We start from the raw sequence: 20208 nt of genomic DNA, 5'->3' as shown, positions 1-20208 counted from the left end.
CTTAACAATTAATTTGTTGTGTACATATGTTGTACATGAAAATAAAAAAGGGTTTCAATAAATTGAAACCCTTATCTTTACTAGTAGCGGGAACTGGACTCGAACCAGTGACCTTCGGGTTATGAGCCCGACGAGCTACCTACTGCTCTATCCCGCGATATAATTTCCTAATTTCACTTAGCTTTTAACTTTCGGTTCATAATGCCGACAGAAATATTGGACTGCAAATATACAATGCTTTTTAATTTTAACAAGCATTAAAGCAAAAAAATAGCGTTTAAAATTTATTAAACGCTATAGTATCAATTTAATTAAAACTTAAGTATTGTTTTAATCATCATTATCATCTTCTGCGTCTAAGGTTGCTAAAGATCCTTTTATATTAACTTCATCTAAATCAAAATCTATAATATTAGGCAACTTTCCTTTTAAGGCTGCATAGTTACCTTTAAAGCCATTGTTACTTAAAAGTAAGGTCTTAAGGTTAGTTAGTTGTGCCAATTCGCCTGGTAAATTACCGTAGAAAGCATTATTGGATAATATTAATTCTTCTAATTGTCCCAATTTACCAATAGACGAAGGAATTGTACCTAACAAATTATTATCAAAAAGACTTAATACTTTCAAAGATTTTAAATGAGAAATACTAGAAGGTAATTTCCCCATTAATCGGTTGCTACTAAGTATTAAAGTATCTAATTTGGTAAGATTTCCAATTGAGGAAGGAATCTCACCTAAGAAATTATTATTGTATAATTCTAATGTTCTAAGGTTTGCTAACTTACCAATATCTGAAGGGATAGCACCGCTGAAATTATTTGAAAACAACTTCAACTCTTCAAGAGTTAACATGCTTGTCAACTCACTCGGCAATTCTCCTTCTAATTTATTGAATGAAAGATTTAATACTTTTAGAGATTTTAACTCAGAGATTTCACTAGGTAAATTACCGCTAAGATTATTAAAGCTGAGGTTAACAGCCGTAACCTTATCATTTTCAATTGTTAGACCATACCAATCTGAAACTGGTTGATCCATATTCCAAGAAGTGTTCCAAGATTTACCATTAGTTGCATTGTAAAGCGCAACCAGTGCATCTTTTTCGCTTTGGGATACGTCGGCAAATGTAAATGCAGAAAGCAAGCAACATAGTAGGGTTAATTTTAAAGTTTTCATAATAGCTAGATTTTGTGGAGGGACACAATAATTTATCGAATATAAAACCTATTTCCATAAACTGCAAATTTTTTCGACGAAACGCATATGTTTGAAAATAAATATTTGATTTTCAAATACTTAATATTTTCACTGTTCTATGCTTTCTGCTTGAAAATCAATAATTTCTTGACCTTCCGTAGTCACTGAAATCTGAATGGGATTGCAACAAATCTCACAATCTTCAATGTATTTTTGATGATTTTGGGACATATCGATAAGCATTGATATTTGCTCCCAACAATAAGGACATTGAAAGAAATATTCTTCCATTAGTTTAAACGCTCAATTTGTTCTTGAATAGTTTCCCAATCGGTCATAAGCTTTTCTAAATCTATTTTTTTAGCTTGATAGGAATCAAAAAAAATAGGATCGGAAACTGTTTCATCATAATTGGTTGCAAGTGCAACATCATCATTTTTTATGTCCTTTTCGAGCTGGTTGATTTTAGATTCAACATTGCTCAATTTATTATTTAGGGATTTTAGTTTTTTCAAATCTTCGTAGCTCTTTTTACTACTATTTGCCTTAGGCTGTTTTGCAACAATCGTTCGTTTCTCTGCTTCCCTCATGTTTTCCAGGTTGCGTTGCCCTAAATAGTAATCTATATCTCCTAAATATTCTTTAATGTTTTGGTCTTTAAACTCGTAAACCGTATTTGTCAACCCTTGTAGAAAATCTCTATCGTGTGAAACCAAAATCAAAGTTCCTTCAAACTTTTTTAAAGCCTCTTTTAGTACGTTTTTAGATTTAATATCCAGATGATTTGTAGGCTCATCCATTATTAAAACATTGAGTGGTTGCAATAATAATTTTGCTAATGCCAATCTATTACGTTCACCACCAGAAAGTACTCTAACATATTTCTCGACTTCCTCTCCTCTAAACAAAAATGAACCTAAAATATCACGAACTTTACTTCTGTTGGTTTCATTAGCAGCATCAATCATAGTATCTAAAACCGTTTTACTTCCGTCTAAATACTCAGCCTGATTCTGTGCAAAATAACCGATTTGTACATTATGCCCCAAAGTGAGTTGTCCTTGGTATTCTATTTCACCTACTATAATCTTTGCTAATGTCGATTTGCCTTGACCGTTTTGACCAACAAAAGCCGTTTTTGTATCTCTGGGAATTGATAAATCCACACCATGCAAAACTTGTAAATCTCCATAATTTTTAGAAACATTATCCATTTCTACCACAACTTTTCCTGGCGTTATGGAAACCGGAAAATTTAAGGTCATTACACTATTATCGTCTTCATCTACCTCAATTCTGTCAATACGATCTAGTTTTTTGATTAAAGATTGTGCCATTGTGGCTTTAGAGGCTTTTGCCCTAAATTTCTCAATTAGTTTTTCTGTGTGTTGTATCTGCTTCTCTTGGTTTTTTTGCGCCGATAACTGTTGTACTTTCATTTCCTTTCTGAGCTCTAAAAACTTAGTGTAAGGCTTGTTATAATCATAGATGCGTCCTAAGGAAATTTCTATTGTACGATTGGTAACATTATCTAAAAACATTTTATCGTGAGATACAATAACTACAGCTCCTCTATAATTTTTTAAAAAATTCTCTAACCAAATAATCGATTCAATATCTAAGTGGTTGGTAGGCTCATCTAAAAGTAAGAGATCATTATTTTGAAGTAAGAGCTTTGCCAATTCTATTCGCATTCTCCAACCACCAGAAAAGGTGTCCGTAAGCTTATTAAAGTCATTACGTTTAAACCCTAAACCTTGAAGAATTTTTTCAGTCTCACCTTGATAATTGTAGCCCCCTAAGATTTCGTATTGATGTTGAATCTCATTTAAATCTATCATCAATTGATTGTACGATTCACTTTCGTAATCTGTTCGTTCAGCTAATTGAATGTTAATCTCTTCGAGTTTTGCTTCACATGCTTTAATATCTTTAAAAGCTTCGTAAGACTCTTCCAAAACTGTCTTTCCAAAGTCAAAATCAATATCTTGTTTTAAGAACCCAATCTTTAAATCTTTGTCTGCTGCAATTTGCCCTGTGTCTGCTTCCTGTTCTTTAGATAAGATTCTGAGCATTGTAGATTTACCAGCTCCATTCTTTCCGATTAGCCCTATACGATCGCCTGCGCCAAGTTTAAAGGTAATATCTTCGAACAGATATTCGCCTTGAAAGGAAATTGATAAATTATGAATGTTTAGCATAAATATTTTGAATCACACGATTGCAATAAAGTTACAATTGTTACAATATAAGAATTGTAAAAAATTATCTTTGTATTGTTTTAAAAACGCAAAAGTAAAGGTTTTCAATATGATAAGAAAAGGAATGAAACTTTATAGTATTCTTTTTGGCGCATGTCCCAAATGCCACAAAGAATCTATGTACACCGTTAAAAATCCTTATGTACTTTCCGATACATTAAAGATCAATGATAATTGTTCGCATTGTAACACTAAATATCGAATGGAACCTTCGTTTTTCTATGGTTCTATGTATGTGAGCTATGCTGTAGGTATTGCCTTTGCTGTCGCTGCCTTTGTAATTAGTTATTTAATGTTTGAGTCTTCAATTACAGTAGCCTTTATTTCCATTATACTGACCTTAATTGGTTTTATGCCTGTTATAATGCGTTTATCCCGTAATATTTGGATTAACCTTTTTATGAGTTATGATAAGGAGTTGGCTAAAAAGTAACAAAGCATACTAAGCTTACAAAAGAAAGTAACTTTTTACTTTTACACTAAGAAACGACGAATGTCTATTTCATGGTCTAAAGGGACATCGTTTTCAATGAAATCAAAAAGTTTTTCTGCAACATAGGGCGCAATCATGACTCCTCTTGTACCTAAGCCGTTTAAAACATATAAATTTTGATGTTTATGATGTCTACCAATTAACGGTCGCCTATCTTTTACTGTTGGTCTTATGCCTGCAACATGATTAACAACTTCAAAATCGCATTTAACAAAAGTTTTTAATTTGGTAATCAACTCACTTTTTCCTTCTTCAGTAGGTAAATGTGTTTTGTCTTTCCAATTATAAGTAGCACCAACATAATATGTATCGTTATCAATTGGGATTATAAATACAGAAGATTTAATACCAAAGTCTATCAGTAAATCTGGAGCTTTAATAGTTAGCACCTCCCCTTTTGTACCGTTGAGTGGAATATGATTAAAATAAGGGTTCTTTATTACTCCAAAGCCTTCAGCAAATACGATATGCTTGCCTTTTATATCTTCATATTGTATTGAAGTTGCTTTAATTTTAAGCTTTTCATATCGAAGTTGCTGTTCCTCTAAACTATCATTTTGTCTTAAAAAGTTCTTGTAGGCTGTTATTAGTGTTTTAGTATCCAATCGACCAGCATGTAGTACTTCTCCATACCCAAAAGGAGCATCAATGCATATATTTTCATTTTTTATAATTTGAGTAGAAAGATAAGGTTCTAATTTTGGTTTGTCCGTGGCATTAAACCAAAGGTTTTGTTCTTCAATAGAGGTAAATCGTCTTAAGAGTTGAAGTTTATAATCTATCTTAATATTTAAGTCCGATTCAATTTTTTTGTAAACCGGTAAAGCAATGTTTAGTTGTTCTTTGGCTTTCCAAACTTCAGAGAAACGTTTAAGAATTACAGGATTGTAAAGCCCAGCGGCAACTATTGAGGATTTTTGGGAACTATCATCAAATACCACAAAGGTTTTATGGTTTGTTATTAATTGCTCACAAAAAGTGATGCTTGCTAGCCCGCATCCAACTATAATATAATCCACTTCTTTCATTATTGCAAAAGTAAGCAACGAAATAATCTCATTTTATAAATCATGCAGTTTTTAATACATCTCAGCCTAAATTCAACATGATATTTAGATATAAAAAACGCCCACTTTTTAAGTGGGCGTTTAGATAATTTATGATGCGAGTTGATTAGTAACTCCACATATCTTGTTCAAAGTTTCTAATTTTATCTTTGATACGTTCTGATTCTAAAAGTTGCATCAATGCATTTTCTGCTACATATTCAGTAATCTCTCTATCACCGTACACATTTTCCTCTTTATATATTACACCATGAAAACGACGGCTATTCAATAAATGATCGAAAGATATAGGTGATGCACTATTACTATTATTAAATGCTTTAGCTTCGTGTAATATCTCTCTTACTTCTGGAAAAAACACCCAAAACATAGGGATAGGTTCACTGTTTTCAGAATCTTCTGAATCAATGAAGTTAACATCTGGTGCTGCTGGAGCAATCCCAAGAATGCGATACTTTAATTCCCCTTGGCGCTTATCAAAATACCAAAGCCCTTTAATCAAATATGAGTTAATGTCAGCTGCTTCAATATTTCGTTCAATTATATACTCTTCTGGCACCTCATCTTCACCTACTCCATTTTCATTCATATATCGTATACCTGCATCAGTGATTTTCCTCATACTCAACGAAGCTTCCATATCCTTTAATGTACGTTCTTCAGTAAAATATGAATCTGCATATACCTTAGAGATCATGCCATTATCCATATTTTCTTTTAAAACTTGGTATAATGATTTCCTGTCATCCCCTAAATTACCTTCAACAGGAAAATATAAAGGAAAGTTAACACGCTCGTCTAAAACAACTTTTTCCCAAACCATTTTAGAAAATAAGATGTCTCTATCACCAACATAACCATACTCTAATGGTTTGTCATTGTCTAGGAGTAACTCCGCTTCAGTTTTCATACCAATCTCCTCAGGGATTTTGGCATTAAGGACATTAGCTTGTGCAAAAGTTGTTTGTATTGCGAAAAATGCTAATCCTACATATATAAAACTCTTCAATTTCATCTTACTTTGTATTAATATTAATTTGGACTTATAAATCTAATTACTTAATAGATGTTATGTTAGTTGCTTGTAACCTCAACGACTACTGGAGATACATTTTGCAATCTATATTTTGCATTGCCTTGTATTTTTGCACTGATATCAAATATTGTAATGTTATCACCTCTTCTTGCCTTCTTAATTGCTGATTTAGCTTGAGCATTCATTTTTGTACCAGCAACGTTTACTGTTGGTTGTCCAGGTACTTTTATTTTGAATGAAGTTACAACAATTGGTAAATCAAAAACAAAATCTTTTAATTCGGCACCTACAGTACCTATTTCAACATTACGCTTTGGTAATTTCACAACACCTATTTGGCCAGCAATTTTACCTGTTGGTGCAGGTATATCCTTAATTCTGAATGTTTTACTATCACTAGCTTTAGATCCATCATCAAGAGTAGCAGTAACATTAATTGTCATTTCCTTACCTGATCCTGCATTTACTACATATTTTCCTTGACCTCCAACTTTCGATAAACCTTGCCCACTGGCACTTACCTTATTGTCTGGTACACCTGCAAAGGAAATGGTCATAGGATTTGCAACACCACGATAAACAACATTCATCTTATCTGCTGATATCGTAGCTGAGTTTGGTCTAGGTACTACAACGTAATTAGCTTGGATAGGAATTGGTAATTCCTTACCATTTTCTATAAACGTAAATTCTCCTTTAATTTCATGTTCTCCTACATTACCAACATTAAAATCTAATGTAGCAGCACCACTAGAGTCTATAGCTTTAGATAAGTCTACTTCTTGACCTTGAACCATTAATTTTACTGGTGGAACATTGGCATATTTACCAATAACTACTCTACCTTGGAATTTTTCACCTGCAAAAAATGCAGATTTGTCCGCTAAAACAATAGCTTTATAATTATTTAAAGTTGTAGCTTCTGTAACAACCTTACCCAAAAACAGGTTAAGCATATTTGCTTGAGCAACTCTTACATCATTTTGCATTGCAGTTAGTTTAGTATAAGAAGCAATCGCAGGAAAACCTTGAAAATGATAATTCAACCAGTCAATTTTCTTTCCATCTTTATTTTCTACTTTATCTATACTAAACGTCTTCTTAAAATCTTCAGCTGTTCCTCTGTAAGATTCGTCTTTTGATAACACTTCTAATATTGAAGTTTTGTAGGCTTCAATCTGAGAAATTACTTCTTGTCCTTTTTTTGTGAGACGATCTCCTGTGAACCATGCTTCATCTAAGATATCCGTTTTATCCATTTGCTCAAATGGCAACTTACCTGTTTCAGGATCTATTTTATAATTCCCTTCTCTTAAAAGGTCTTGCTTTAAAGTTTCAATGTATTTGTAAAACTTATCAGAAGCAATTTCAGTTTGTTGAGCTCGCGCTGCTGGTACTGAAAATTCTTTTGGTTTTTCACTACTTTTTTCTTTCAGATCTGCTAATAGCAATTCATTTCTATCAGCTGTAGAAGCGTTCGCATCAGCAAATTTGGCTTCCATCAATCCGAAAGCGGATAGTACTTCCTTAGACATATTCATCGCCATCATAGCAATAAATACTAAGTACATTAAGTTAATCATTTTCTGCCTTGCAGATAATTTTCCTCCTGCCATTGTAATTTAGTTTTTAAATGTTAATTAATTAAATTGATTACTCTAAAAACTAATTAGTTTTTGTTCATTGCAGATAACATACCACCGTATACACCATTTAATGACGAAAGGTTAGATGCTAAAGATTGCATTTGTTCTTTTAGCTTCGTCGCATTTTCTACTGCTTCTTCGTTAATAGCTGCTTGGCGATTAGCGCTTTCCATCTGTACTTTGTAAAGACTGTTTAAAGACTCCATTTGTGCAGCCGCTAAAGATAGTTCTTCACTATATTTCTTTTGAGCTGTCATTGAATCTACTGTTGGGCTGATATTCTTAGCAGCACCTTCAAAATTTTTGATGCTATCACCAAGGCTAGCCATAAGCTCACCATCGATTTTAGCTTCTTTTAATAAATTATCTAGTTTTTTAGATAATAGACCTTCAGCATCTTTTGGCTCTTCTTTTTTCTTTTTGCCCCCCAATGAATTTCCGCCGGCTAATTCAGGATATACCAAAGACCAGTCCAATTCTGATTGCTGTCTTTCAAAAGCAGAGTAAGTAAATACTAGGGCTTCAACAATCATACCTATAGTTAAGATCTCTGAACCGTATGGCCAGTGTTGTATTTTAAATAATGCTCCAACGATTACGATTGCTGCTCCTAATCCGTAGATCATGTTAGTGATTGTCATTTTACCTTTCTGTGCCATAATTTGTTTAGTTTTTTAGTTTAAGTTAATGGATAAATAACTTAAGTAGGTTAATTTAATTGGGTTTGTATTTTTTAATATTATTAATTCGTAGCTGCGTTTTTAGTCACTTCAGTACCCATATAGTCCTGAACTGTTCTAAATCCGATGTAACTTCTAGCAGAATCTGCATATTCATAATCTCTAGAACTTACTTGTAAGAAATAGGCAACATCTTTCCAAGATCCACCTCTTACAACCTTACGTGTATTATCAGGGTCGTTTACATTTGGATTGATTGTTGAAGAAAATTCATAGGATGAAGGATCGTATGAACCTGCTACCCATTCTGACACATTACCTGCCATGTTGTATAGGTTAAAGTCATTAGGGTCGTAAGCATCTGCTTCAACAGTATACAGTGCTTGGTCAGCTGCATAATCTCCTCGTAACGGCTTAAAGTTAGCCATAAAACATCCTCTATCATTTTTAGTGTAAGGACCTCCCCAAGGATAAGATGCTCCTTGAAGCCCACCGCGAGCAGCATACTCCCATTCTGCTTCAGATGGTAATCTGTAAGAGTTTACAGGTTGTCTTCCTTTACTTTTTTGGTAACCGTTATGGTATAATGTTCTCCATTGACAAAATGCTCTTGCTTGTTTCCAAGACACACCAACTACTGGATATTCACCATAAGCGTCATGCCAAAAGTAATCATTGTGCATAGGCTCATTATAAGAATATGCAAAATCTCTAATCCAAGCTGTAGTATCTGGATAAACCTCAACTTCTTCCTGTTGAATAACCTCAGATCGCTTTAAGTTTCTATCTCTTGCAGCTTTGGCAATATCCATATACGTATATTGAAACTTGAATTGTTTTACATCCCAAGTGCGTTGTCCATTATAAGACTCTTCCAATGGTAAGTACATACCATCCATTACCTCAGCGTATAATTCATCAGGGTAATCATCCGTATCAAAATACAACTCTGCCTCACGATTAATTTTTCTTTGCTCATTACCATAAGTATTAAGCATGTAACTTTCGTAAGCGTTCATCTCATCAGGGTTTGCATCTACATAAGCAAACTCACCAATATCGCCATTGCCAGGAGTTTTTCCTTCCAAATCAGCCATTTCAGCTAGATTTTTTCTTAAGATAGAATCACGTACCCAAAATACAAATTGACGGTATTCGCTATTTGTAATTTCAGTTTCATCCATGTAAAAAGCACGAACTGTTGCTGTTTTTGTAGGAGCATCTTGTACACCTGCAATATCATCATCAGATTTACCCATAATGAAAGCTCCTCCAGGTACTAATGTCATACCATAAGGCTTCTCTGGGTGCCATTTTTTACCTTTAACACCTACCAATTGTCCACGGTCTCCAGAGTTACAACTGGCTACCAAAACCAATACAGTGGTTAGTAAAATAAACTTCTTAATATTCATAGTAACTCGAGGTTAAATTAGTCGTCCTTAATTTTAAGGTCGTAAACATATTTATATATTTTTTAAAATACAACTTTTTTCTTATTTATTTTGCATTTCACCCTTAAAAAATGCACTTCATCGACAAAGAATATGTTAAATATCGATGAAGTACGTATTTTAAAAGCTATTCTTCCGATATGCTTTATACCATCGTTCTGGTATTTCACCCTGAGTAGCTAACACGTAATCGGAATGCATGCAAGGTAATAACGTATGCTTTTTTAATTTATTATTAACATTTGGTAAAAAAGGAATCTCTATCCACCACCTCCCCGTTTTTAAACTTTTATAAAAAATAAGTTCATCATCTTCTACCAATACATTATACTTTTGATACTGTTTTTCATTAGTAAAATCATCATCTCCTACACGGCAATTTACTCCTTCTACAAAATACCAGATCATTTGTGCCATTAACATTGAAGTGGCACTGTCGTTTTTTGATTTGTGATATTCGTAAATCCCAATTGACGACACCTTATTACTTATACCTGCATAACGTGTAATAGCACATATCTCTTTACCTGAAAAACCATTAGGCGAATATTTCTGATTATCACTGACTTCTGCTGCTCTTACCGATTTTAAATCCACAGATACAATATGAGCATCCCTAAGTAATGGCTCAACTCTATTTATATCTCCAGAAATCTCACCAAGGCGATAAGCTTCAAAATAAAGCTTTTCCATAAGGTCTATTTCCTCTTGCGAATTGAAATAGGTCTGATATCCAATCGTTGAATAGTTAAACAGATTGTAAGGTTCTTCAACAATAATTTTACCGACATAGCTATTGTTTTTTATTGGAAGATTGGCATCTCCCAAATCAAAATTAGTGTCTATATTGACAATGTTAACCATCGGCATTACAGAATCGTAAGCACGGTAATTAGCGTAAGTTAAATCTTGACTCCCGCCAAGTACTATAGGTATGATATTTTTTTCTACCAAAACCGTAATTGCAGTTCTGATTGCAAAATAGGTATCCTCAACTGTCTCACCAGGTTCTATGTTACCCAAATCAGCCATTGTTGTATGCCAATTGCCAGGAAACAGTGTGTAAAATGTTTTTCTAACAGATTCAAAGTTAATATTGGCACCCATATAATTAACATCATTTCGGGTTTCTTGAACACCAATGATTGCTAATTGCACATTTTCTAAATCTGGAATGCCATTTTGCCTAGAGTGAATTTTAATTTTTTTGCCTAGAGCTTGTTGCGCTATTAGTTCTGTATGAGCTAAAACTGCATCTGAAACAGGCGTTAAAAAATTAAAATTCATAAAGTATTACTTCTTTTTAGTCGTAGCTTTCTTTCTGGTTTTCTTTTTTGGAGCGTTTTTTTCTAGTATCGCTTTGGCTTCTTCTAAAGTCATATCAGAGACATCAACTGTCTTAGCTAGCTCAACTTTCTGCTTACCTTTTATAACATTATGTCTTCCCCATCTTGCTTTCTCTACACGTATGCCTTCATCTTCCCAAACATGAATAAGCTTATCTTTTTCCTTTTGGATTTTGTCTTCGATCAAAGTTACAACGTCTTCTTCAGATAAATTGTCCCAATCGTATTTTTTATTCACGTTTATAAACATATTGTTCCATTTAATAAACGGCCCAAAACGTCCTTTGCCTTTTGTAACCTCTAACCCTTGGTAATTATATATAGGAGCATCTGCTTTTTCTTTCTCCTTAATATATACTATGGCCTCTTCTAACTCCACACTTAGAGGGTCGACTCCTTTTGGTAGCGATACAAACTTTTTGCCAAAACGCACATATGGCCCAAAACGACCGTTATTAACTTCAACCTCATCATCTTTGTAATGTCCTAGAGCTTTCGGCAGTTTAAATAAGTCCATAGCTTCTTCAAAAGTGATGGAACTTAGTTGTTGCTCTGGTGACAAACTTGCAAACTTAGGTTTTTCCTCGTCGTCTATTGTACCAACTTGTACCATAGGACCAAATTTACCCAGACGTACACTAACTTGGCGGCCAGACTTTGGGTCGGTTCCCAAAATACGCTCGCCAGATTCGCGCTCAGCATTTTCTTGTACATCTTCTACCTGTGGATGAAAGCCTTTGTAGAAATCTTTCATCATTGCACGCCAGTCTTCTTTACCTTCAGCAATATCATCAAAGCTTTCCTCTACTCTAGCTGTAAAGTTGTAATCGAGAATGTTTTCAAAATGATTGACCAAAAAATCGGTAACAATCATACCTATATCAGTAGGCACTAACTTGCCTTTATCAGAACCTACACGTTCCATTAAGGTTTTTTCAGCAACTTTATTAGCTTCTAAAATGAGTTGAGTATAACTACGTTCAGCACCATCAACACTACCTTTTTCTACATAATTTCTATTTTGAATCGTAGAAATAGTAGGTGCATAAGTAGATGGACGACCAATACCTAGCTCTTCTAACTTTTTAACCAAAGATGCTTCTGTATACCTTGCTGGTGGTCTGGTGAAACGTTGGGTAGCCGTAATGTAATTGTTATCTAAATCATCAGATACTTTTAAGTCTGGCAATAAACCTGATTGTTCTGTATCTTCATCATCCGTACCTTCTAAATAGACTTTTAAAAAGCCATCAAAGGTTATAATTTCTCCATTGGCTGTGAATTGTTCATTTACAGCTTCTGAAGCATTTATCTTAATCTTAACGTTAGTACGTTCTAACTTTGCTTCGCTCATTTGTGATGCGATGGCTCGTTTCCATATTAAATCATATAACCTTGATTGGTCACGTTCTGCACCCACAGAATGATTTGCAAAATTCGTAGGTCTTATGGCCTCGTGAGCTTCTTGCGCTCCTTTGGATTTGCCTTTGTAATTTCTTGGCTTACTATATTCTGAACCGTAAGCCGAAACGATTTCGTTTTCTGCACCTTTTTTAGCCTCATCAGATAAATTGACACTGTCGGTTCTCATATAAGTAATAAGACCCGCCTCATATAATCGCTGTGCATTACTCATTGTTCTACCTACAGAGAAACCTAATTTTCTTGATGCTTCTTGTTGTAAAGTAGAAGTCGTAAATGGAGGTGCTGGTGATTTTTTTACAGGTTTTTTCTCCAAGTCTGCAACTTGGTAAGTTGCCTGAAGATTTTTATTTAAAAACGCTTCAGCTTCTGCCTTTGAACCAAAGTTTTTTGGCAGCTTTGCTTTAAAAGTAGAACCATCTGCAGTAGTAAACTCAGCATCTACTCTATAGGATGCGAGTGGATTAAATTCTTGAATCTCACGCTCGCGCTCAACAATCAATCTCACCGAAACAGACTGTACTCTTCCCGCAGATAAGCCCCCTTTTACTTTTCTCCATAAAACCGGTGATAATTCGTAGCCTACAATTCTGTCCAATACACGTCTCGCCTGTTGTGCATCAACCAAATTGTAATCTATACTTCGAGGGTTATCGATTGCTTTATTAATGGCACTTTTTGTGATCTCATGGAATACAATACGCTTTGTCTTCTCCTTGTCTAATTTTAAAGTCTCTGCCAAATGCCAAGCTATAGCCTCTCCTTCTCGATCCTCATCACTTGCCAACCAAACCGTTTCTGCTTTCTCGGCCAGTTCCTTTAGCTTTTTAACCACATCTTTTTTATCCTTAGAAACTTGGTATTTGGGCTTAAAGTCGCCTTCGACATCTACTCCAAGTTCCTTTGAAGGTAAGTCCGCAATATGACCAAAACTAGACTCTACCTTGTAATCTTTTCCTAAAAATTTTTCTATGGTTTTTGCCTTTGCAGGTGACTCAACTATGACTAGATTCTTCGGCATTATTTATTTTTTTGAGGTTACAAATGTATATGAAAATTAAGTTACAATCCTAATTTGGTCTAAAATACCATACATTTTATAGTGGTTTTAACAATTAATAAAACTAAAAAAGCCCTGCATTGTGCAAGGCCTTAAATATGTTTAGTAGACTCTTAAAAATTAATACGAATATGTTATTGGCTCAGGAAAATCTTCGACATTTAAGATTACTTCGTTGGTGTCTTCAACTTGCAAAGAAGTTAAATCGAAAGACCGCTCTTGTTCAAATATAGCCAAACAGGCTTCATTGTTAGTTAAAACAAATTTTAAATTTCGCTGTGGAGGATCTGAATCTAAAACACCACCTGAGTCCACCAATTCTAAAACCCAGGTCTCACCACTGCATCCACTTGAAGAAATTTTAATATTTAAACAGTCTTCATCTATTTGAGCACTAACCAAGCTGTAAAAAGCAGATTGTGCATTTTGGTAAAGTTCATTATCTATAATAGTGGTGAAATCACATACCATAGATGGTTGGTCGTCATCGTCATCGCATTGCATACATAATAATGATGCTGCGAATAGCAATATTACACTTAGTTTATGAATTTTCATGGCTTGTATTTATAATAAGATGCAAAAAATCCCAAATGGTTGCGTTAAGGTGTTGTGTTTTTTTCTAGACTAAGACTTTCAATTTCGTCATCAAAACCCACAATTTCTTTGTAAACAAAATACATTGGCAAAAATGCAAATGACGCTGTTACATAGATACCAATACCACACATAAGCATCCCCACTATAGCTGCCAAAAAGCCTGCAATAATTACAAGACCAAAAGTAATAAACCATTTTTTGTTTCCTATCTCAAAACTTAATTTGACAATTTCTGAAACAGATTTATCCGGATTGAAAGCATATACAACAAACACATAAGATAACGGTACGATAGCATAAATTAGAGGTACTACACATAGTAAAATACCTACTAAATTTATACCTATATATGCCAAACTAAGCTTTATGGTCTTTCCTAAATATTGTTTCTTAAAAAAATAGAAGTAATCCTCCCTACCCATTTGTTCGAGGTCTTTTAGCTTACAAATTCTATAAAATGCTGATTTAAGGCCAAGACCAATGGTACTCATTGCAAAAATCGCAAATAGATAAAGTATAAACATTACAACCAATGCAATAGGGTTAAATTCAGGTTGAGCATATGTATCATAGGTATCGTACGAACTCGAATAGGCATCTGCTAGCCCCATAAATATGAGTGGTATGTATATAACCATTACTAATGGTATTGCCAATACAATATTTAAAAGGAGAGTAACCAAACCTTGAACCCATGTTTTCTTAAATAATTCAATAGATTGATTAAATAATGTTCCGAAATCTAAAACTTTTGCATTTTGTATACGGTGTTGTATTTCCGTAATATTCATTTTAACTGCGATTATTTAGTTAGTGCCTCAAAAGTAAATCTTTTTTCAGACCTACTCAAAACAACTATTTATGACTGTCACTTTGTCACAAAGTCTAAAATAATCTTATCTTTGCATGCTTATTGACAAAAATTAATTAAGGTAAGATTTCCATTTTCATGGGATATATTATGGAAAAGATAATAGACGAAAATAAACAAGGTAAATCTTTAGTTTTAGACCAAAAAGAGGGTAACGAAAAAAAACTCTTTATTGAGAGCTATGGTTGCCAAATGAACTTTAGTGACAGTGAGATTGTGGCTTCAATCTTATCGGAACAAGGTTTTAACACCACTAAAAGTATTGAAGACGCAGATTTGGTCTTGGTGAATACCTGTTCTATTAGAGATAAGGCAGAACAAACCGTTAGAAAGCGTTTAACCTATTACAACAAGGTTAAAAAGCGTAATCCAAGCATGAAAGTAGGTGTATTGGGTTGTATGGCAGAACGTTTAAAAACCAAATTTTTAGAAGAGGAAAAGATTGTGGATTTGGTGGTGGGACCAGACGCATACAAAGACCTACCCAATCTTTTGGCGGAAGTCGAAGAAGGCAGGGAAGCCATTAATGTGATTCTTTCTAAAGAAGAAACCTATGGAGATATTTCACCTGTGCGATTAAACAGTAACGGCATCAGTGCTTTTGTGTCCATAACTCGTGGTTGTGATAATATGTGTACGTTTTGTGTAGTCCCTTTTACTCGTGGTAGAGAACGCAGTAGAGACCCGCAAAGTATTATAGAAGAAGTTAACGACCTATGGTCTAAAGGCTTTAAAGAAATAACGCTTTTAGGACAAAATGTAGATAGTTATTTGTGGTATGGGGGCGGTTTGAAAAAAGATTTTGAAAAAGCTTCAGAATTACAAAAAGCTACGGCTGTTAACTTTGCAAAACTCTTAGAGCTTTGTGCAAAAGCACAACCAAAAATGCGCTTTCGTTTTTCTACCTCTAATCCACAGGATATGACCTTAGATGTCATAGAAACTATGGCAGCTTACAAAAACATCTGTAACTATATCCATTTACCTGTACAGAGTGGAAGTAATCGTATTTTAAAGGAGATGAACCGCTTGCACACACGAGAAGAATACTTTGAGCTTATTGATAATATTCGAAGACTCATTCCAAATGTTGGTATTAGCCAAGATATGATTGCTGGTTTCCCAACAGAAACAGAAGAAGACCATCAAGATACCTTAAGCCTTATGGAGTACGTTAAGTACGATTATGGTTTTATGTTTGCCTATTCCGAAAGACCAGGAACTTTGGCTGGTCGTAAAATGGAAGATGATATTCCAGCAGATGTTAAACAACGTCGTCTTAATGAAATACAAGCATTGCAACGTCGTCATAGCCTCTACAGAACGCAACAGCATGTTGGCAAAGTTGAAGAAATTTTAATTGAAAAATCCTCAAAAAAATCCGATGCTCATTGGGCAGGCAGAAACAGCCAGAACGTTGTTGCTGTTTTCCCGAAAGAGCACTATAAGCCCGGTGATTTTGTTAATGTAAAAATAACAGATTGCACCAGTGCTACTCTGCTTGGTGAGGCAGTTGGCTATTCAGATAATAATTAAAATATAAATCATGAAAAACTTTATTTTTTGTATAATGACATTGTTTTTAGCATTCTCTTGTGCTAATGATGATGAAGCTTCAAATGACCAAACCGAGCAAGTTAATCCAAACGATGTGGATGGAGACGGAGTTACCAATCAGCAAGAAATTATTGATGGTACTGATCCTGAAATTAAGTGCAATTTTGTTTTGGAACACCAATATTATCCAGACACTTCTAATACATGGAGAAATGCAGATTGCGACGGAGACGGTGTTAAAAATAAAGATGAACTAGATTTTGATGGCGATGAAAATTTAGATGATAATTTCACTTCACCATTAGATAAATGTGACTACATTCAAGACAGGCAAAGTGTTCAGCCAAAGGAATCATGGAACGAATTTGATTGCGATGGTGATAGTGTAGCTAATGGTCAAGAATTAGTTGATGGTACAGATACATTAGATATATGTAGCTTTTTACTTTCTAATATTTCGTCTGAAACTTCTATACCATGGAATAGTCAAGATTGTGATCGTGATGGCAGAAATAATCTACATGAAATTAATGACAACACAGATCCTTTAGACCCAAATGATTTTTATGGTGGAGGAAATGTCCTAAAAGAAGTGAGGTTTTTTGCAGTGGACTATTATTATGTTACTGAAGTACTTGAAAATTCAATCGTGAGTAGTGTTCAAGGTTATGAAGATATACTACTAACTAGATATTTTTATTCAACAATTAACGGTGAGAGACTTTTTGACCATTCTGAAGATGCATCTGGTAATCTGAAAACAATGTTTGAATATGATAGTAATAATAATTTGATAAGTGTTACTAATTATACTAATGATTTTACCAATGTAACAACATTCAGTTATAATTCTAATAATCAAATCACTTCAAGAATAGTAAGTGTAGATGGTGAAATAAGCTCAACAATAACATATCAACACACAGGCAATTTAATAAGTGCTTTTGATGAAACAAATACATTAATTATCGAATATCAATTTAATGCAAATGGTAAAATCGAGTCTATGGTTACTTTCGATTATGACTTCAACCCACCAAGATATTCTGAACAAACATATTTTTATAATTCCTTATCTGAATTAACTGATGTTCAGTACTATAAGTATTATGCTAATGGAGAGGTCATATTTGATTCTGGATTTTCTACTGGCTACCAATACACAGATAGTTCATTTAATCCCATGAACGATGTTTATAATTCAGTTTATTTAAATCGTATTCTATCAGGTACGGTGGGCTATTATACATTAATATCAGACGATAAGTTCTCAAATAATCATGTTTCACGAATTGCATCATCAAGTGAGGCACTTAATAATAGTAATTTTACTTTTTATTCAGACTTTATAAATCAAGATAATGGATTGCCATTAAACCTTATTCTAGATTATGGTACAGATAGTAACGCTACACATAGGCTACAATATTATTATGAATAAATCAAAAAAATGGAATCCATACAAGCCATAAAACAACGCTTCGGTATTATTGGGAATGACCCAAAACTTAATCGCGCCATAGAAAAAGCGATACAAGTGGCACCAACGGATATTTCGGTATTGGTCACTGGTGAGAGTGGTGTGGGAAAAGAGAGCATCCCAAAAATCATACATCAACTATCGCATCGTAAACATGGCAAATACATTGCTGTTAACTGTGGTGCCATTCCTGAAGGGACGATTGATAGTGAATTGTTTGGTCATGAAAAAGGAGCATTTACAGGTGCAACACAAACACGCTCAGGATATTTTGAGGTCGCTGATGGTGGCACCATATTTTTAGATGAAGTTGGAGAACTACCCTTAACCACACAAGTCCGTTTATTACGTGTTTTAGAAAATGGCGAATTTATAAAAGTAGGTTCTAGTAAGGTTCAAAAAACAGAGGTAAGGATAGTGGCAGCCACAAACGTTAATATGTTTGAGGCTATTAAAAAGGAAAGGTTTCGTGAAGATCTTTACTATCGCTTAAGCACAATAGAGATCAACTTGCCTGCATTACGTGAGCGTAAGGACGATATTCATTTATTATTTAGAAAGTTTGCTAGCGATTTTGCCTTAAAATATAAAATGCCAACCGTAAAGTTAACCGACGATGCGGTTAACCTACTATTAAAATACCGTTGGAATGGTAATATTAGGCAATTACGAAACGTGGCTGAACAAATTTCTGTTTTAGAACACAATCGTACTATTAATATTGCTACACTTCAACATTATTTACCAAATACGGGAAATAATTTACCTGCGGTAGTCAATAACTCCAAATCTGAAAGTGATTTTAGTAGTGAGCGCGAAATCTTGTATAAAGTTTTGTTTGATATGAAAAGTGATCTCAACGATCTCAAGAAACTCACTATGGAACTGATGAAAAACGGCAGTGCTTCAGATGTGCAAAAAGATAACGAACACCTCATTCAGAAAATTTATGGCGACGATAAAGATGAAGATTTTGAAACCACAACAGTAGAGGACCTAGAAGTATTATCCATACCTCAACACAACGACAATGATGATGCGGTCACCACAGAGATTGAAGATAAATACCATTTTGCTGAAGAAATCGAAGAAGAAGAAACCTTATCTTTACAAGACAAGGAACTAGAATTGATAAAGAAATCATTAGAACGTCATAACGGAAAGCGTAAGTTAGCCGCTGCAGAATTAGGTATTAGTGAGCGTACGCTCTACAGAAAAATAAAGCAATACGATCTTTAAGAAAAGTTTATGAAATCTACCAAAACAATTTATTCTTCTAAAAGTTTAATGTAATGTTGATTCCATGAGACCAATAAAATAAATAGAAATTAGCGAATGAAAGCGGTAGAAATATTTATGATAAGGAAGTCGTTTACCAGAAACAGCTCGGAAGCTATAAGGCAGGAAGCCGAGGATTTAATTAACGAAAAGCACTATAAAGGCTATCGTCTCATTAATGTAGATTTTGATGTCGCTGATAATGCTGGTTATATCTATGCTTTTGTAACTATGAAACGACCTAATACCTATTAAATGAAAATATTAAAATATCTCTTTTTCATCTTTCTTTTCTCAACTTATATAAGTTGTGGCATTTACTCATTTACTGGTGCAGACACAGGTAATGCTAAAACATTTCAGGTTAATTTCTTTCAAAACAATGCGGATTTGGTAGAGCCAGGTTTGGATATAGATTTCACTAATGCACTTCAAGATTTGATTCAAAACCAAACTAATTTAAGTTTAGTAAATACTGGTGGCGACTTAATTTTTGAAGGGGAAATTACTGAATATCGTATTGCGCCCATGACAGCTACAGCTCAAAATACAGCGGCACAAAACCGATTAACAATCAGTGTTAACGTACGCTATTTTAATACATTAGATGAGGAGAAAGATTTTGAGCAGCGTTTTTCGTTCTTTTTCGATTTTGATGCAAACGCACAATTAATAGGTGGAACAAAAGACGAAGCCTTCGAAGTTATTTTTGAACGTTTAACACAAGACATTTTTAATGCTTCATTAGCAAATTGGTAAT

General features: G+C 34.2%; 18 protein-coding genes and 1 tRNA gene. 6 read left to right on the top strand and 13 right to left on the bottom strand.

The genetic code is table 11. The features are described 5' to 3' along the window. Positions 1-84 precede the first annotated feature (84 nt). From KCG49_RS11765 to KCG49_RS11750, 4 genes are all read right to left on the bottom strand, one after another. Positions 85-157, bottom strand: a tRNA-Met gene (locus KCG49_RS11765). Positions 158-330: 173 nt separating this feature from the next. After that, entirely contained in the window at positions 331-1176 is an 846-nt protein-coding gene (locus tag KCG49_RS11760) for a leucine-rich repeat domain-containing protein (protein ID WP_256259978.1), read from the bottom strand. A 129-nt stretch (positions 1177-1305) separates the two neighbouring features. Beyond that, the gene (locus KCG49_RS11755; RefSeq protein ID WP_218546732.1) at positions 1306-1488 is read right to left on the bottom strand and encodes a CPXCG motif-containing cysteine-rich protein; all 183 of its coding nucleotides are present in this window, start codon (positions 1486-1488) and stop codon (positions 1306-1308) included. Continuing rightward, a complete protein-coding gene (locus tag KCG49_RS11750; protein ID WP_218546731.1) occupies positions 1488-3398 on the bottom strand; it encodes an ABC-F family ATP-binding cassette domain-containing protein in 1911 nt (636 codons plus the stop codon). The genes KCG49_RS11755 and KCG49_RS11750 overlap by 1 nt, the downstream gene beginning before the upstream one ends. A 109-nt stretch (positions 3399-3507) precedes the next feature. On the opposite strand from KCG49_RS11750, the gene KCG49_RS11745 reads away from it, so the two are divergent. Further along, positions 3508-3891 (top strand): DUF983 domain-containing protein, encoded by a 384-nt coding sequence (locus KCG49_RS11745; RefSeq protein ID WP_218546730.1) that lies wholly within the window; start codon positions 3508-3510, stop codon positions 3889-3891. Between the two features lie 41 nt (positions 3892-3932). Here KCG49_RS11745 and KCG49_RS11740 read toward each other — a convergent pair whose 3' ends face one another. The 9 genes from KCG49_RS11740 to KCG49_RS11700 all read right to left on the bottom strand — a co-directional run bounded on the left by KCG49_RS11740 (position 3933) and on the right by KCG49_RS11700 (position 15053). Next, complete coding sequence (locus tag KCG49_RS11740; protein WP_218546729.1) at positions 3933-4979, bottom strand: NAD(P)/FAD-dependent oxidoreductase; 1047 nt, start codon at positions 4977-4979, stop codon at positions 3933-3935. A gap of 145 nt (positions 4980-5124) precedes the next feature. Then, complete coding sequence (gene porN / locus KCG49_RS11735; protein WP_218546728.1) at positions 5125-6033, bottom strand: type IX secretion system ring subunit PorN/GldN; 909 nt, start codon at positions 6031-6033, stop codon at positions 5125-5127. 59 nt (positions 6034-6092) lie between these two features. Then, the gene (porM, locus tag KCG49_RS11730; RefSeq protein WP_218546727.1) at positions 6093-7670 is read right to left on the bottom strand and encodes a type IX secretion system motor protein PorM/GldM; all 1578 of its coding nucleotides are present in this window, start codon (positions 7668-7670) and stop codon (positions 6093-6095) included. 53 nt (positions 7671-7723) lie between these two features. Then, positions 7724-8359 (bottom strand): type IX secretion system motor protein PorL/GldL, encoded by a 636-nt coding sequence (gene porL / locus KCG49_RS11725; RefSeq protein ID WP_218546726.1) that lies wholly within the window; start codon positions 8357-8359, stop codon positions 7724-7726. Between the two features lie 83 nt (positions 8360-8442). Next, entirely contained in the window at positions 8443-9789 is a 1347-nt protein-coding gene (porK, locus tag KCG49_RS11720; RefSeq protein WP_501037674.1) for a T9SS ring complex lipoprotein PorK/GldK, read from the bottom strand. A gap of 165 nt (positions 9790-9954) precedes the next feature. Beyond that, positions 9955-11121 carry a formimidoylglutamase gene (locus tag KCG49_RS11715; protein ID WP_218546724.1) on the bottom strand — a complete coding sequence of 389 codons (1167 nt, stop codon included), beginning with the start codon at positions 11119-11121 and terminating at the stop codon, positions 9955-9957. 6 nt (positions 11122-11127) lie between these two features. Next, positions 11128-13623, bottom strand: a complete 2496-nt coding sequence (topA, locus tag KCG49_RS11710; RefSeq protein WP_218546722.1) for a type I DNA topoisomerase — start codon at positions 13621-13623, stop codon at positions 11128-11130. A 159-nt stretch (positions 13624-13782) separates the two neighbouring features. Next, positions 13783-14220, bottom strand: a complete 438-nt coding sequence (locus KCG49_RS11705; RefSeq protein WP_218546721.1) for a hypothetical protein — start codon at positions 14218-14220, stop codon at positions 13783-13785. 44 nt (positions 14221-14264) lie between these two features. Further along, on the bottom strand, positions 14265-15053 hold the full coding sequence (locus KCG49_RS11700) for a hypothetical protein (RefSeq protein ID WP_218546720.1): 789 nt from the start codon (positions 15051-15053) through the stop codon (positions 14265-14267). 170 nt (positions 15054-15223) lie between these two features. On the opposite strand from KCG49_RS11700, the gene miaB reads away from it, so the two are divergent. The 5 genes from miaB to KCG49_RS11675 all read left to right on the top strand — a co-directional run bounded on the left by miaB (position 15224) and on the right by KCG49_RS11675 (position 20207). Continuing rightward, positions 15224-16669, top strand: a complete 1446-nt coding sequence (gene miaB / locus KCG49_RS11695) for a tRNA (N6-isopentenyl adenosine(37)-C2)-methylthiotransferase MiaB (RefSeq protein ID WP_218546718.1) — start codon at positions 15224-15226, stop codon at positions 16667-16669. A gap of 10 nt (positions 16670-16679) precedes the next feature. Then, entirely contained in the window at positions 16680-18131 is a 1452-nt protein-coding gene (locus tag KCG49_RS11690) for a hypothetical protein (RefSeq protein WP_218546716.1), read from the top strand. 9 nt (positions 18132-18140) lie between these two features. Further along, positions 18141-19409 carry a sigma-54 interaction domain-containing protein gene (locus KCG49_RS11685; RefSeq protein ID WP_218546715.1) on the top strand — a complete coding sequence of 423 codons (1269 nt, stop codon included), beginning with the start codon at positions 18141-18143 and terminating at the stop codon, positions 19407-19409. A gap of 96 nt (positions 19410-19505) precedes the next feature. Further along, a complete protein-coding gene (locus KCG49_RS11680) occupies positions 19506-19703 on the top strand; it encodes a hypothetical protein (protein WP_218546714.1) in 198 nt (65 codons plus the stop codon). Beyond that, a complete protein-coding gene (locus KCG49_RS11675) occupies positions 19704-20207 on the top strand; it encodes an LptE family protein (protein ID WP_218546713.1) in 504 nt (167 codons plus the stop codon). It begins immediately after the preceding gene. Position 20208 lies beyond the last annotated feature (1 nt).

This window comes from Winogradskyella luteola (assembly GCF_019203985.1).
GTDB lineage: Bacteria > Bacteroidota > Bacteroidia > Flavobacteriales > Flavobacteriaceae > Winogradskyella > Winogradskyella luteola.
Note: the sequence above shows the minus strand (reverse complement) of the source record. Positions and strands in the feature narration are given on the sequence as shown.

What these genes read in the sequence shown, in the direction of transcription:
- KCG49_RS11760 (WP_256259978.1), bottom strand. Translation starts at nt 1,176, where the DNA reads ATGAAAACTTTAAAATTAACCCTACTATGTTGCTTGCTTTCTGCATTT.
- KCG49_RS11755 (WP_218546732.1), bottom strand. Translation starts at nt 1,488, where the DNA reads ATGGAAGAATATTTCTTTCAATGTCCTTATTGTTGGGAGCAAATATCA.
- KCG49_RS11750 (WP_218546731.1), bottom strand. Translation starts at nt 3,398, where the DNA reads ATGCTAAACATTCATAATTTATCAATTTCCTTTCAAGGCGAATATCTG.
- KCG49_RS11745 (WP_218546730.1), top strand. Translation starts at nt 3,508, where the DNA reads ATGATAAGAAAAGGAATGAAACTTTATAGTATTCTTTTTGGCGCATGT.
- KCG49_RS11740 (WP_218546729.1), bottom strand. Translation starts at nt 4,979, where the DNA reads ATGAAAGAAGTGGATTATATTATAGTTGGATGCGGGCTAGCAAGCATC.
- porN (WP_218546728.1), bottom strand. Translation starts at nt 6,033, where the DNA reads ATGAAATTGAAGAGTTTTATATATGTAGGATTAGCATTTTTCGCAATA.
- porM (WP_218546727.1), bottom strand. Translation starts at nt 7,670, where the DNA reads ATGGCAGGAGGAAAATTATCTGCAAGGCAGAAAATGATTAACTTAATG.
- porL (WP_218546726.1), bottom strand. Translation starts at nt 8,359, where the DNA reads ATGGCACAGAAAGGTAAAATGACAATCACTAACATGATCTACGGATTA.
- KCG49_RS11715 (WP_218546724.1), bottom strand. Translation starts at nt 11,121, where the DNA reads ATGAATTTTAATTTTTTAACGCCTGTTTCAGATGCAGTTTTAGCTCAT.
- topA (WP_218546722.1), bottom strand. Translation starts at nt 13,623, where the DNA reads ATGCCGAAGAATCTAGTCATAGTTGAGTCACCTGCAAAGGCAAAAACC.
- KCG49_RS11705 (WP_218546721.1), bottom strand. Translation starts at nt 14,220, where the DNA reads ATGAAAATTCATAAACTAAGTGTAATATTGCTATTCGCAGCATCATTA.
- KCG49_RS11700 (WP_218546720.1), bottom strand. Translation starts at nt 15,053, where the DNA reads ATGAATATTACGGAAATACAACACCGTATACAAAATGCAAAAGTTTTA.
- miaB (WP_218546718.1), top strand. Translation starts at nt 15,224, where the DNA reads ATGGAAAAGATAATAGACGAAAATAAACAAGGTAAATCTTTAGTTTTA.
- KCG49_RS11690 (WP_218546716.1), top strand. Translation starts at nt 16,680, where the DNA reads ATGAAAAACTTTATTTTTTGTATAATGACATTGTTTTTAGCATTCTCT.
- KCG49_RS11685 (WP_218546715.1), top strand. Translation starts at nt 18,141, where the DNA reads ATGGAATCCATACAAGCCATAAAACAACGCTTCGGTATTATTGGGAAT.
- KCG49_RS11680 (WP_218546714.1), top strand. Translation starts at nt 19,506, where the DNA reads ATGAAAGCGGTAGAAATATTTATGATAAGGAAGTCGTTTACCAGAAAC.
- KCG49_RS11675 (WP_218546713.1), top strand. Translation starts at nt 19,704, where the DNA reads ATGAAAATATTAAAATATCTCTTTTTCATCTTTCTTTTCTCAACTTAT.